We start from the raw sequence: 13,336 nt of genomic DNA on the forward strand, positions 1-13,336 counted from the left end.
GACCGCCCAGCAGCTCTCGACCGAGATCAAGAACGTGCTCGCCCGGACCGGCGCCTCGAAGGTGGACCTGGTCGTCCACTCCATGGGCGCGCTCGGTGCCCGCTATTACCTCAAGAACCTCGGCGGCACGTCGTACGTGGACGACTTCGTCTCGACGGCCGGTACGAACCACGGCACGTCCACCGCCTCGTGGTGCGCGTGGCTGTACACCTCCTGCGCGGAGATGAACACGGGCAGCTCGTTCCTGACCGCCCTCAACTCGGGGGACGAGACCCCGGGCAGTGTGTCGTACGCCAGCTACTGGTCGAACTGCGACGACGCGCTCACGCCCGACACCACCGCGATCCTGAACGGCGCCACCAATGTCGAGGTCGGCTGCGTCTCGCACACCGATATGAACAACGACCAGGGCGTGTACGAGCAGGTCCGGGACTTCATCGGCTGACGGCCGACGAAACCGCCCCGACGACAGCGGGGGTGCGCGGGCCCCGTACGGGGGACAATCGGGTGTGAGTCCCGTCTTCCCGGGAGGTCCCCCATGGCCCTGAGGTCCACCGGCTCCGGCAAGGTGTCACGGGATGCCGTGCACCATCCGCTGTTCGCCCGTTTCTACGCCCGCATCAGCGTCAATGCCGAGACGAAGATGGGCATGGCCGGCATCCGCGACCGGCTGCTGGCCGGGCTGTCCGGCCGGGTGATCGAGATCGGGGCCGGCAACGGTCTGAACTTCGCGCACTATCCGAGCACCGTCTCGGAGGTCGTCGCCATCGAACCGGAGCGCGTGCTGCGGAAGTTGGCGGTGGAGTCCGCGCTGCGCGCCGGGGTGCCGGTGGATGTGGTGCCGGGCGCGGCGGAGGCACTGCCGGTCAAGAGCGAGGCCTTCGACGCGGTGGTGCTGTCGCTGGTGATGTGCAGCGTGCGGGATGTGCCGCGGGCGCTCGCGGAGGTCCGGCGGGTGCTGCGCCCGGGCGGTGTGGTGCGGTTCTTCGAGCACGGCCGGGGCGGCGGTCGCGCGATGCTCCTCACCCAGCGCGCCCTGGACCGGACGGTGTGGCCGCTGGTGAGCGGCGGCTGCCATGTCTCCCGCGATCCGGTCGCGGCACTGCGGGAGGTCGGCTTCGAGCTCGGGCCCTGCCGACAGGTGATGATGCCGGAGGAGGGGCCGACGCTGCCCTCCTCGTACTGCACGCTGGGCACGGCATGGCGACCGCCGGTCGGGCCCGAGTAGTCACAGGCTCCACTGGCGCAGTTCCCGCGCGATGTCCTGCACCGATGCCTCGCCGCTCTTCACCAGGCGGGCCAGGTCGCGTACCTGCTCCGGCGAGGTGACGACCTTGAGCCCGCTGGCGACGAGGTAGGCGTAGGCGACCGCGGAGGCGAACAGGGCGTTGGAGCGCTCCAACGCGGGGACGTGGATGAGGAGTTGGAGGAGGGCCGCGGCCCGGGCGTGCGGGCTGTCGTAGACGGGGACGTCGAATATCTCGGCCTGATGGCGTGCGACGGCGGCGACGAGGGCTCCCCAGTCGGTGACCTCGGGATCCCCCGGCGTCCGCTTCTCGGCGAGCATGAGCAGCCAGGCAAGGTCGATGTTCAGTTCGTTCAACGGATCAGTGGCGACCTTCGCGCGAGCCCTCACGGTCGGCGCCGAACTCCTCGACGAACACCGACTCGTACTGCTTCATGAAATCGGCCGCGGCCTCCACGAACGTATGGCCGACTTCGCCGGTGTCCTGTTTGACCAGTTCCTCTATGTAGCGGTTGACGCTCATGCCGCGGGCCAGGGCACGCTCGCGGGCGGCGCGGGCCGTGCCCTCGTCCACTCTCACGTTCAGCTGAGTCTTCGCCATACCTAGAAGCTAGCGCGGAAGCGCTAGCACCGGCAAGGGTGCGGCCCGGGCCATGGAGGGTGCCCCTTACACCGATATCGGGGGCCCGACCTGGGGCGGAGAGCGACCAGGACCTCGGACGGATACTGGTGTGCGTTGGATCACATTACGCTCGGCGGGGACGAGGGTCGTCGAGTCGTCGAGTCCGTTCCGCGAGGAGGCGGTCTTGTCCACAGCAGCTGCCCAGTACGTCCCGGGTCCCGCGTCGGCCGACGGTGTGGCCGCCCGCGCCCGGGGGCTGACCAAGGCGTACGGCTCGGGCGAGACGACGGTGCTCGCCCTCGACGCGGTGGACGTGGACATCGCGCGCGGCCGCTTCACGGCGGTCATGGGGCCGTCGGGCTCCGGAAAGTCCACGCTGATGCACTGTCTGGCGGGGCTCGACAATGTCTCGGCGGGGCAGGTGTGGCTCGGCGACACCGAGATCACGGGGCTGAAGGACCGCGAGCTGACGCGGCTGCGGCGGGACCGGATCGGGTTCATGTTCCAGTCCTTCAACCTGATCCCCACCCTGAACGCGGCCGAGAACATCACGCTCCCCATGGACATCGCGGGCAAGAAGCCCGACGAGAAGTGGCTGGACCAGGTCATCGACACCCTCGGGCTGCGGGACCGGCTGGCGCACCGGCCGTCCCAGCTCTCCGGCGGTCAGCAGCAGCGCGTCGCCTGCGCCCGCGCGCTGGCCTCCCGGCCGGAGCTGATCTTCGCGGACGAGCCGACCGGCAACCTGGACTCGCGGGCCGGTCTGGAGGTCCTCGGCTTTCTGCGGGACGCCGTCGACCAGCTGGGACAGACCGTCGTGATGGTCACCCACGATCCGGGCGCCGCCGCCCACTCCGACCTGGTGCTGTTCCTGGGCGACGGACGGATCGTGGACGAGATGGAGCGCCCGACGGCGGAGGCCGTACTGGAGCGCATGCGCCTCTTCGCCGGTACCAACCCCATGGCGAGCGACCAGGCCCCTCCCCCAGAGCCGCCCGAGAAGGGCTGACCGGTGCTCAAGGCGACGCTCAGGAGCTTCCTCGCCCACAAGGGGCGACTGCTGCTGTCGGCGCTGGCGGTGATCCTCTCCGTGGCGTTCGTCGCGGGCAGCCTGATCTTCTCGGACACCGTCAGCCGCACCTTCGACCGGCTCTTCGCCTCGACGGCCGCCGATGTCACGGTGACCCCGAAGGAGACCCTCGACGAGACGATCCCCTCGGGACAGACCCTGACCCTGCCCGCCTCGCTCGCCGACCGCCTCGCCAAGGTCGACGGTGTGGCGGCGGCACGCCCGGACGTGGACGTCGAGGGCATCACCGTCGCCGACAAGGACCGCGAGTCCGTGGGCCCCACCACCGGCGCCCCCACCATCGGCACCGCCTGGAACCCGACCGAGCGCAGCCCCGTCGAGCTCACCTCCGGTCACGCCCCCAAGGGCGACGGTCAGGTCATGATCGACGCCGACACCGCCGACGACAAGGACGTACGGATCGGCGACCGGCTGACCGTCATCGGGCAGGAGGGCTCGTTCCCGGTCGAGGTCGTCGGCATCGTCACCTTCACGACCACCAACCCCGGTGCCGCCCTGGTCTTCTTCGACACCCCGACCGCGCAGACCAAGCTGATCGGCGACCCGAAGGGCGCCACCAGCATCTCGCTCGACGCGGCGGAGGGGGTCAGTGACGCGGACCTGAAGCGGCGGGTTGCCGCCGCCCTGGACAGCGGCGCCTACGAGTTGCGCACCGCCGACGAGCAGGCCGAGTCGGACGTCGAGCAGCTCGGCGGATTCCTCGACATCATCAAATATGTGATGCTCGGCTTCGCCGGGGTCGCCGTCCTCGTGGGCGTCTTCCTGATCGTCAACACCTTCTCCATGCTGATCGCCCAGCGCACCCGTGAACTGGGCCTATTGCGGGCGCTCGGCGCGGACCGGCGCCAGGTGCGGCGCTCGGTGCTCACCGAGGCGCTGCTGCTGGGCCTGGTCGGCTCGACGGCGGGCCTCGCGGCCGGGATCGGGCTGGCCGTAGGACTCATCGAGTTGATGGGCCTGATGGGCATGAACATCAGGACGACGGAGATGGTCATCGGCTGGGGGACGCCGGTGACCGCGTACGTCGTGGGCCTGGGCGTCACCTTCGTGGCCGCGTATCTCCCGGCCCGCCGCGCGGCGGGCGTCTCGCCGATGGCGGCGCTCGCGGACGCCGAGATCGCCGACATCGGACGGCCGCTGCGGCTGCGCGCGATCGTGGGCTCGGTGGTCGGGGCGGCCGGGGCGGCGGCGCTGGTGGGCTGTGCGACGGCGTCGAAGACCTCGTCGGCGGCGTCCCTGCTGGGCCTCGGGGTGCTCCTGACCCTGATCGCGACGGTGATCGCGGGACCGCTCCTCGTGCGGCCCGTGATCCGGGTGCTCGGCGGCGCCTTCCCGGCCGTCTTCGGCTCGATCGGCCGGATGAGCCAGCGCAACGCCCTGCGCAATCCGCGCCGCACCGGGGCCACCGCGGCGGCGCTGATGGTGGGCCTCGCCCTGGTGGGCGGGATGTCGGTGGCGAGCGCCTCGATGACCAAGTCCTTCGACCAGCAGATCGACAAGACGCTGGGCGCCGACTTCGTGGTGCAGAACGCCAACTTCGTGCCGTTCCCACGGGAGATCACCGAGCGGATCCGCGACACCGAGGGCGTCGGGCTCGTCGTACGCTTGCAGTTCACCACGATCGCCGTACGCCTCCCGGACGGCGACCGCGTCAAGACGACCGCCGCGGCCTACGAACCGAAGCTGGACGAGGTCGCCAACATCACCTACGCCCAGGGCGACTCGGCCGCCGCGCTCGCGGCAGGGCACCTCGCCATGGACAAGGACTTCGCCGAGGATCATGGGGTACGGCTCGGCAGCACCGTCCCCGTCGAGTTCCAGGGCGACCGGAGGGCCGAGCTGACGGTGGGCGCCCTCACCGACCAGGAGTCCGCGGACGGGTTCGGCTCGCAGGGCGGGATCTACTTCGGTCTCGCCACGCTGGAGAAGTACGCGCCGGGCGGGCAGGACGCGGCCGTGTACGTCAACGCCGCCTCCGGCACGGGCGCGGACGATCTGCGGGCCGGCCTGGAGAAGACACTCGATCCCTATCCGCAGGTCCAGGTCCGCGACATCGCCGACTACAAGGACCTGGTGCACGACCAGATCGCCGTACTGCTGTATCTCGTGTACGCCCTGCTCGGGCTAGCGATCATCATCGCGGTGCTCGGCGTCGTCAACACCCTTGCCCTGTCGGTCGTGGAGCGCACCCGGGAGATCGGGCTGCTGCGGGCCATCGGGCTGGCCCGGCGGCAGCTGCGGCGGATGATCCGGCTGGAGTCGGTGGTGATCGCCGTATTCGGCGCGGTGCTGGGGCTTGCGCTCGGGCTGGTGTGGGGCGTGTGCACCCAGCAGGTGCTGGCTCTCCAGGGCATGAACGCGCTGGCGATCCCCTGGGGCACGATCGTCGCGGTGATGATCGGCTCGGCGGTGGTGGGGGTCGTGGCGGCGCTGCTGCCGGCGTTGCGTGCATCGCGCATGAATGTGCTGGCGGCTATCGCGCACGAATGATGGAATCGCGGAAGGCCCTCAAGTCCCTTACTGGTGAGGAGAGTTCATGCCGCAATCCCTGAGCCCACGCCCCTTCCGCTTCGGCGTCAACCTGATGACCTCCGCCCCGGCCGACGAATGGCGGGCCAAGTGCCGCCGCGCCGAGGAACTGGGCTACGACGTGATCCTGGTCCCCGACCACCTGGGCATGCCGGCACCGTTCCCGGCCCTGGTCGCGGCGGCCGAGGCCACCGAGCGGGTGCGCCTGGGCACGTTCGTGCTGAACGCGGGCCTGTGGAACCCGACGTTGCTCGCCCGCGAGGTGGCGACCACCGACGCGCTGACCGGCGGACGCCTCGAACTCGGCCTGGGCGCCGGCTATGTGCAGGCGGAGCACGACTCGGCGGGCCTGCCCTTCGGCACTCCGGGCGAGCGTGTGGACCATCTGCGGCGCACGGTCGAGGAGCTACGGCGGCTCCTGGAATCCGAGTCGTACCAGCCGCGGCCGGTCCAGAAGCCCCGGGTGCCGCTGCTGATCGGCGGCAATGGTGACCGCGTGCTGCGGCTGACCGCCGAGCACGCCGACATCGCGGCGTTCGGGGGCGCGTACCCCGACCCGAAGAGCACGACCGGGCGGCTGGTCCCCGTCACGGCCGAGCGGCTCGACGAGCGGGTGGCCCGGTACCACGGGTTCGCCACGGAGCCCGCCGAGCTGAATCTGCTCCTCCAGATGGTGACCGTGACGCAGGACCGCGAGGCCGTCATCCAGCCCCTCCTCGACCGGGTCCCGGAGCTGACCCTCGACCAGGCGCTGGCGCTGCCCATCCTCTTGATCGGCACCCTGGAGCAGATCACCGCGCAGGTGCTGGCCCAGCGCGAGCGGTACGGGTTCTCGTATCTGACCGTGCTGGAGCCGTACATGGAGGCGTTCGCGCCGGTGATCGAGGAGCTGCGCGGCAAGTAGCCGTCCGCATACCGGAATTCCACGCCCCGTTCCGCCGCCCGTGATGGGATCGCGCCATGACTGATCTGCGGATACGGGCCGCCACGGCCGACGACCTCGACACCGTGCTGGCCTTCTGGAAGACGGCCGCCGAGGGCACGAGCATCAGCGACGACCGGGACGGCGTGGAGCGGCTGGTCGCCCGCGACCCCGAGGCGCTGATCCTGGCCGAGCTGGAGGGCGAGCTGGTCGGCACGGTGATCGCGGGCTTCGACGGCTGGCGTTGCCATCTGTACCGGCTGGCGGTGCACCCGGAGCGTCGACGCGGGGGCATCGGCTCGGCGCTGCTCGCCGCCGCGGAGGAGCGCTTCGTACGGCTGGGCGGGCGTCGCGGTGACGCGATGGTGCTGGGGCGCAACGAGACCGCGCATCATGCCTGGCGCGCGGCCGGGTACACGCCCGAGGAGCAGTGGCGGCGGTGGGTGAAGCCGCTCACGGACTGACTGCTTTGCCGACCCTTTACTATTGGGGGAAACTTCGGTCCTCTCATGAAAGGTGTGAGCGTCCGCCCATGGGCGAGCCTCCCAGTAGCAGACATCGAGCGATCCTCCCCACCCTGTCCGATCATGGGACGGAGGTGACCCGATGACCGAAGTGCTCCTCCTTCTGGTGGCGATCCTGCTGTCGCTCGCCTGCGGTGCCTTCGTCGCGGCCGAGTTCTCACTGACCACCGTCGAGCGTGCCGAGCTGGAGCGGGCGGTGGAGCGCGGCGACCGGGGTGCCGCGGGCGCCCTGAAGGCCGTACGGAATCTGACCTTCCAGCTCTCCGGGGCCCAGCTCGGCATCACAGTCACCAACCTGGTCGTCGGCATGCTCGCCGAGCCGTCCATCGCCGCGCTGCTCGCGGGCCCGCTGGAGTCGATGGGGATCTCCCGCTCGACGGCGAGCTCGGTCGCGCTGGTGATCGGCACAGGCCTGTCGACCGTGGTGCTGATGGTCGTCGGTGAGCTGGTGCCGAAGAACTGGGCGATCTCCTCGCCCCTGGCCGTGGCCAAGCGGGTCGGCAACGCCCAGCGCTGGTTCAGCGCGGCCTTCCGCCCCTTCATCACCCACCTCAACAACACGGCGAACCGCATCGTGCGCCGCTTCGGCGTGGAGCCCACCGAGGAACTGGCCGCGGCCCGCGGTCCTCAGGAGCTGGCCGCCCTCGCCCGGCACTCCGCGCGGGAGGGCGCCCTGGAGGCGGACACCGCCGAGCTCTTCGTACGGACCCTGAACCTGGCCGACCTGACCGCGGAGAACGTGATGACCCCGCGTGTCCAGGTGGTCGCCCTGGACGCCCAGGCGACCTGCGAGGACGTGGCGAACGCGACGCGGGCGACCGGGCTGTCCCGGTTCCCCGTCTACCGCGGCAGCCTCGACGCGGTCGTGGGCACGGCACACATCAAGGACGTCCTCGCGGTACCCGCCGAGCGCCGCCCCCGCGTCCCCGTCTCCGAGCTGATGCGCGAACCCCTCCTCGTCCCCGAGACCCTGACCGTCGACCGACTCCTCGACCGGCTCTCCGGCAAGCGCACCATGGCCGTGGTCATCGACGAGTACGGCGGTACGGCCGGTGTGGCCACGCTGGAGGACATCGTCGAGGAGGTCGTCGGCGAAGTGCGGGACGAGCACGACCCGCACGAGACGCCCGACCTCGCCCGCGCGGGCGTCGACGACGACGGCCGGGAGCTGTTCTCGGCCGACGGTTCCGCGCGGATGGACCAGCTCGCGCGCGTGGGCCTCAGGGCGCCCGAGGGGCCTTACGAGACCCTGGCCGGGCTCGTCGCCCATGAACTCGGCCGCATCCCCGCCGTCGGCGACCGCGTCGAGGTCACCGGCTGGCGGCTCGACGTCGTGGACGCCTCGGGGCGCCGGGCCGCGCGCGTGCTGCTGCACGCGCCGCTCGACGACTCGGCGGAACACGGGAAGGAGGACGGACGATGACCGCCCTGCAGCTGTTCATCGGTTTTCTGACGCTGGTCGTCAACGCCTTCTTCGTGGGCGCCGAGTTCGCGCTGATCTCGGTGCGGCGCTCACAGATCGAGCCGTACGCCGAGGAGGGCGACCGGCGCGCCAAGAGCGTGCTGTGGGGTCTGCGGCATGTGTCCGCCCTGATGGCGGCGGCGCAGCTCGGCATCACACTGTGCACGCTGGTGCTCGGTGTGGTCGCCGAACCGGCCATCGAGCACCTCCTGGAGCCGGTGTTCCACGCGGTGGGCGTGCCGGAGGGCGCCGGGCGCGTGGTGTCCTTCGTGATCGCGCTGACGCTGGCCACCTACCTCCACATGCTGCTCGGCGAGATGGTGCCGAAGAACATCGCGCTGGCCGAGCCGGTGCGCAGCGCCCTGCTGCTCGGCCCGCCGCTGGTCACGCTCGCCCGGGCGCTGCGGCCGGTGATCTTCACGATCAACGCCTTCGCCAACGCCCTGCTGAAGCTGCTGCGCGTCGAGACCAAGGACGAGGTCACCGCGACCTTCTCCGACGCCGAACTGGCCCGGCTGGTGCGGGACTCCGGCGAGGCCGGCCTGATCGACGACCGCGCGCGGGAGCGGCTGCACGACGCCCTGGAACTGGGCCGCCGACCCGTGCGTGACGTGGTGCTTCCGCTGGAGAGCGTCGTCTACGCGCGCGTGGGCGTCACGCCGGAGGAGCTGGAGCGGCTGTCGGCCGAGTCGGGCTTTTCCCGCTTCCCGGTCGTCGACGAGGGCCGCCACATCGTCGGCTACCTCCATGTGAAGGACGCGCTGGACGCCGTCACCCAGGACGTGCCGTTCGAGGTGGCGGACATGCGGTCCATCGCGCGCGTACGGGAGAGCACGCCGCTGGACGACGTCCTGACGGCGATGCGGGGCAGCCGTACGCATGTGGCGGCGGTCTCGGGCGGCGACGGGCGGCTGGCGGGCCTGGTGACGATGGAGGACGTGCTGCGGGAGCTGTTCGGGCAGCGGACCTGACGGCCTCGGCGGAACTGGTACCCGGGCCGACCGACCGACGGGTATGGAGCCCGGTTACCATTTCTGTCGCCATGCAGACGAACCCCATATACAGCAGCCTGGTCGCGATCGGCGACTCCTTCACCGAGGGCATGTCGGACCTCCTCCCGAACGGCACCTACCGGGGCTGGGCCGACCTCCTCGCGGGGCGGATGGCCGCCCGCAACCCCGATTTCCGGTACGCCAACCTCGCGGTGCGCGGGAAGCTGATCGGGCAGATCGTCGAGGAGCAGGTGGACGTGGCCGCCGCGATGGGCGCCGATGTGATCACGCTCGTCGGCGGGCTCAATGACACGCTGCGGCCCAAGTGCGACATGGGGCGGGTGCGCGGCCTGCTGGAGGAGGCCGTGGAGAAGCTCGCCCCGGCCTGCCGGCAGCTGGTGCTGATGCGCAGCCCTGGGCGGCAGGGGCCGGTCCTGGAGCGGTTCCGGCCGCGTATGGAGGAGCTGTTCGTCTGCGTCGACGAGCTGGCCGAGCGGCACGGGGCGGTCGTCGTCGACCTGTACGGGGCCCCGTCGCTCTCCGATCCCCGCATGTGGGACGTGGACCGGCTGCATCTGACGGCGGACGGGCATCGCCGGGTCGCCGAGGCCGTGTGGCAGTCGCTCGGCCACGACCCCGAGGACACCGAGTGGCGGACCCCGATGCCGGCCACGGTGCCCCCGGGGTGGGTCACCCGACGGGTCGCCGACGCGCGGTTCGCACGGCAGTACCTGCTGCCGTGGATCGGGCGCCGGCTGACCGGCCGGTCCTCCGGGGACGGTCTGCCCGCGAAGCGACCCGAACTCCTGCCGTACGAGGGTCCGGCGGCGTAGGCCGCTTCGCTGAGCCCTGTGCGCTAACGCCGGGACGCGGCCCGGCTCCGCCGGTAGACGACCGTCCCGGCGATCAGCAGCGCCCCGCTGGCGGCGATGCCTCCGATGATGCTCTCGGCGCCGGTCTCCGGCAGGTGGGGGTGATCCGGCTTCCCGGGCGGCGTCTTGGTCGGCGTCGGCTCGGGCGTGGGCTCGTGGGTGGGGGGCGGCGTGTGGGTCTTGGTGGGCGTCGGGGTGGGGGTGGGGTGTTCCTCGCGGCCGTAGCCGTGATCGTCGCCGTGGCCGTACCCGTGATCGTCGCCGTAGCCGTAGCCGTGGTCGTCGGGCTTCTCGTCGCCGTAGCCGCTCGGCTCCTCGGAACCGTAGCCGTAGCCGTAGCCGCTCGGCTTCTCGTCGCCGTAGCCGTGGTGGGTCGGCTTGTCCGGGCCGTAGCCCTGGTGGCTGGGCGTCTCGTGGCCGTAGCCGCTCGGCTGCTCCGAACCGTAGCCCTGGTCGGCCGGGTTCTCGGTGCCATAGCCCTGGCTGCTCGGCTCCTCGGTGCCGTATCCGGAGTTTCCATATCCCGAGGAGTCGTTTCCGGCGGCGGGCTGCGGCAGGTGGAGGTCGCTGAACCTTTCATTCACCTCCTCGAATTCGCCCTGGATCTCATCGAATTTCTCCTGCATCCTGCCGAATTTCTCGTCCAGCTGCGCCGGGTCCCATGGATCCGCCTGGCCCGGCAGTGCGGCGGCGGAGTTCACCAGGGCTCCCTGCGTGTGCGGTGCGGCCGCGGACGACGATGTGCCGTAGAGGGACAGGGCGCTGGTCGCGGCGGCGGCCACGATCAATCCCCTGGTCAGAGCCTGTCGCATTCTCGTTTTCTCTCTCTCGGACGGAATGGGGAAGCCGACGTCGTTCAATGTCGTACGTTCACACTCGCCACGACGTGCAGACTATGAACGAAATGTGAAGGCCCCGGGAAACCGGAACGCGTCGGCCGCCGATGAATTCACCCGAACGCCCGACCCGGAGCGATATCCCTCTCGTCTCCGTCGGTCGTATCCGTCGCGCGTCCGTCTCGCAGTGCGGGCGACGGACGGCGCGCGGAGCGCCCCGGGTAAACTCCGTGCACGTGACTTCTGCGCCCGCCAAGCCCCGCATCCCGAACGTCCTCGCCGGACGCTACGCATCCACCGAGCTCGCCACGCTCTGGTCCCCCGAGCAGAAGGTGAAGCTCGAGCGGCAGCTCTGGCTCGCCGTGCTGCGGGCCCAGAAGGACCTCGGCATCGAGGTGCCGGACGCGGCGATCGCCGACTACGAGCGCGTCCTCGACACCGTCGACCTGGCCTCCATCGCCGAGCGCGAGAAGGTCACGCGGCACGACGTGAAGGCGCGGATCGAGGAGTTCAACGACCTCGCCGGGCACGAGCACGTACACAAGGGCATGACGTCCCGTGACCTCACGGAGAACGTCGAGCAGCTTCAGATCCGGCTCTCCCTGGAGCTGATGCGCGACCGTACGGTGGCCGTGCTGGCGCGTCTGGGCAAGCTGGCCGGGGAGTACGGCGAGCTGGTCATGGCCGGCCGCTCGCACAATGTCGCCGCGCAGGCCACGACGCTGGGCAAGCGCTTCGCGACCGGCGCCGACGAGCTGCTCGTCGCGTACAGCCGGGTCGAGGAGCTGCTGGGCCGCTATCCGCTGCGCGGTATCAAGGGCCCGGTCGGCACGGCGCAGGACATGCTGGACCTGCTGGGCGGGGACGCCTCGAAGCTCGCCGACCTGGAGGACCGGATCGCCGGGCACCTGGGCTTCTCGCAGGCGTTCACCTCGGTCGGCCAGGTCTACCCGCGCTCGCTGGACTACGAGGTCGTCACCGCGCTGGTGCAGCTGGCGGCGGCGCCGTCGTCGCTGGCGAAGACCATCCGGCTGATGGCCGGGCACGAGTTGGTCACCGAGGGCTTCAAGCCGGGCCAGGTCGGTTCCTCCGCGATGCCGCACAAGATGAACACGCGGTCCTGTGAGCGCGTGAACGGCCTGATGGTGATCCTGCGCGGCTACGCCTCGATGACGGGCGAGCTGGCGGGCGACCAGTGGAACGAGGGCGATGTGTCCTGCTCGGTGGTGCGCCGGGTCGCGCTGCCGGACGCGTTCTTCGCGCTGGACGGCCTGTTGGAGACGTTCCTGACGGTGCTCGACGAGTTCGGCGCCTTCCCGGCCGTCGTGGCGCGTGAACTGGACCGGTACCTGCCCTTCCTCGCCACCACCAAGGTGCTGATGGGCGCGGTGCGTGCGGGCGTCGGCCGTGAGGTGGCACACGAGGCGATCAAGGAGAACGCCGTCGCCTCCGCGCTGGCGATGCGTGAGCAGGGCGCCGAGCGCAATGAGCTGCTCGACAAGCTGGCGGCCGACGAGCGCCTCCCGCTCGACCGTGCCGAGCTGGACGCGCTGATGGCCGACAAGCTGTCCTTCACCGGCGCGGCGGCCGACCAGGTCGGCGTCGTCGTGGGCGGCGTCGAGGAGATCGTGAAGCAGCGCCCGGAGGCGGCGGCGTACACGCCCGGGGCGATCCTCTGACGCCTCCCAGGCCATGACGCGCTTCACTCAGGCGGAGCTGGAGGCCGCCCGCGACCGACTCGTCCCGGACGTGGTCGCGGACGGCCTCCACGTCCTGTTCTGCGGTATCAACCCCGGTCTGATGACCGCCGCGACCGGCCATCACTTCGCCCGCCCCGGCAACCGGTTCTGGCCCGTCCTGCATCTGTCCGGCTTCACGCCGCGGCTCATGAAGCCGGCGGAGCAGGGGGAGTTGCTGTCCTACGGGCTCGGCATCACGAACGTCGTCGCACGGGCGACCGCGCGGGCGGACGAGCTGAGCGCCGACGAGTACCGCGAGGGCGGGCGGCTGCTGGCGGCGAAGGTGACGCGGCTCAGGCCGCGTTGGCTGGCCGTCGTGGGGGTCACCGCGTATCGCGCGGCGTTCGACGACCGCAGGGCCCAGGTGGGGCCTCAGGAGCGGGTGATCGGGGGCACGCGCGTGTGGGTGCTGCCGAATCCGAGCGGGCTGAACGCGCATTGGACGGCGGCGACGATGGCGGAGGAGTACGGGCGGTTGCGGGTGGCGGCGGCCGAGGTGTGA

At 70.8% G+C, this 13,336-nt stretch carries 14 protein-coding genes; 11 read left to right on the forward strand and 3 right to left on the reverse strand.

Going from position 1 to position 13,336, the window contains the following annotated elements:
- A partial coding sequence (locus IE325_RS25015; protein WP_373315206.1) for an esterase/lipase family protein occupies positions 1-445 on the forward strand: 445 nt, incomplete at its 5' end.
- A 93-nt stretch (positions 446-538) separates the two neighbouring features.
- Positions 539-1,228 (forward strand): class I SAM-dependent methyltransferase, encoded by a 690-nt coding sequence (locus IE325_RS25020; protein WP_190072270.1) that lies wholly within the window; start codon positions 539-541, stop codon positions 1,226-1,228.
- On the opposite strand, the gene IE325_RS25025 is transcribed toward IE325_RS25020, so the two are convergent.
- Together IE325_RS25025 and IE325_RS25030 are read right to left on the reverse strand one after the other, a co-directional pair.
- Positions 1,229-1,603, reverse strand: coding sequence for a fic family toxin-antitoxin system, toxin component (locus tag IE325_RS25025; protein WP_190072338.1), 375 nt, complete (start codon positions 1,601-1,603; stop codon positions 1,229-1,231). It abuts the gene before it with no gap.
- Between the two features lie 4 nt (positions 1,604-1,607).
- Positions 1,608-1,847, reverse strand: a complete 240-nt coding sequence (locus tag IE325_RS25030; protein ID WP_190072271.1) for a toxin-antitoxin system HicB family antitoxin — start codon at positions 1,845-1,847, stop codon at positions 1,608-1,610.
- 205 nt (positions 1,848-2,052) lie between these two features.
- Here IE325_RS25030 and IE325_RS25035 point away from each other — a divergent pair, with 205 nt between their 5' ends.
- From IE325_RS25035 to IE325_RS25065, 7 genes are all read left to right on the forward strand, one after another.
- Positions 2,053-2,877 carry an ABC transporter ATP-binding protein gene (locus IE325_RS25035; protein WP_190072272.1) on the forward strand — a complete coding sequence of 275 codons (825 nt, stop codon included), beginning with the start codon at positions 2,053-2,055 and terminating at the stop codon, positions 2,875-2,877.
- A gap of 3 nt (positions 2,878-2,880) precedes the next feature.
- The gene (locus IE325_RS25040) at positions 2,881-5,448 is read left to right on the forward strand and encodes an ABC transporter permease (protein ID WP_190072273.1); all 2,568 of its coding nucleotides are present in this window, start codon (positions 2,881-2,883) and stop codon (positions 5,446-5,448) included.
- A gap of 46 nt (positions 5,449-5,494) precedes the next feature.
- Complete coding sequence (locus IE325_RS25045; protein WP_190072274.1) at positions 5,495-6,391, forward strand: LLM class F420-dependent oxidoreductase; 897 nt, start codon at positions 5,495-5,497, stop codon at positions 6,389-6,391.
- 56 nt (positions 6,392-6,447) lie between these two features.
- Positions 6,448-6,873 carry a GNAT family N-acetyltransferase gene (locus tag IE325_RS25050; RefSeq protein WP_190072275.1) on the forward strand — a complete coding sequence of 142 codons (426 nt, stop codon included), beginning with the start codon at positions 6,448-6,450 and terminating at the stop codon, positions 6,871-6,873.
- Positions 6,874-7,015: 142 nt separating this feature from the next.
- Complete coding sequence (locus IE325_RS25055) at positions 7,016-8,356, forward strand: hemolysin family protein (RefSeq protein ID WP_190072276.1); 1,341 nt, start codon at positions 7,016-7,018, stop codon at positions 8,354-8,356.
- The gene (locus IE325_RS25060; protein WP_190072277.1) at positions 8,353-9,366 is read left to right on the forward strand and encodes a hemolysin family protein; all 1,014 of its coding nucleotides are present in this window, start codon (positions 8,353-8,355) and stop codon (positions 9,364-9,366) included. The genes IE325_RS25055 and IE325_RS25060 overlap by 4 nt, the downstream gene beginning before the upstream one ends.
- A gap of 71 nt (positions 9,367-9,437) precedes the next feature.
- Positions 9,438-10,220: an SGNH/GDSL hydrolase family protein gene (locus IE325_RS25065; RefSeq protein WP_190072278.1), complete on the forward strand. Its 783-nt coding sequence runs from the start codon at positions 9,438-9,440 to the stop codon at positions 10,218-10,220.
- Between the two features lie 23 nt (positions 10,221-10,243).
- Here IE325_RS25065 and IE325_RS25070 read toward each other — a convergent pair whose 3' ends face one another.
- Positions 10,244-11,071: an LPXTG cell wall anchor domain-containing protein gene (locus IE325_RS25070; protein WP_190072279.1), complete on the reverse strand. Its 828-nt coding sequence runs from the start codon at positions 11,069-11,071 to the stop codon at positions 10,244-10,246.
- Positions 11,072-11,331: 260 nt separating this feature from the next.
- Between IE325_RS25070 and purB the strand changes: the two genes are divergently transcribed.
- Together purB and mug are read left to right on the forward strand one after the other, a co-directional pair.
- Positions 11,332-12,774, forward strand: coding sequence for an adenylosuccinate lyase (gene purB / locus IE325_RS25075; RefSeq protein ID WP_190072280.1), 1,443 nt, complete (start codon positions 11,332-11,334; stop codon positions 12,772-12,774).
- A gap of 13 nt (positions 12,775-12,787) precedes the next feature.
- On the forward strand, positions 12,788-13,336 hold the full coding sequence (gene mug, locus IE325_RS25080) for a G/U mismatch-specific DNA glycosylase (RefSeq protein WP_190072281.1): 549 nt from the start codon (positions 12,788-12,790) through the stop codon (positions 13,334-13,336).

It is taken from the genome of Streptomyces lanatus (assembly GCF_014655715.1).
Classification (GTDB): domain Bacteria; phylum Actinomycetota; class Actinomycetes; order Streptomycetales; family Streptomycetaceae; genus Streptomyces; species Streptomyces lanatus.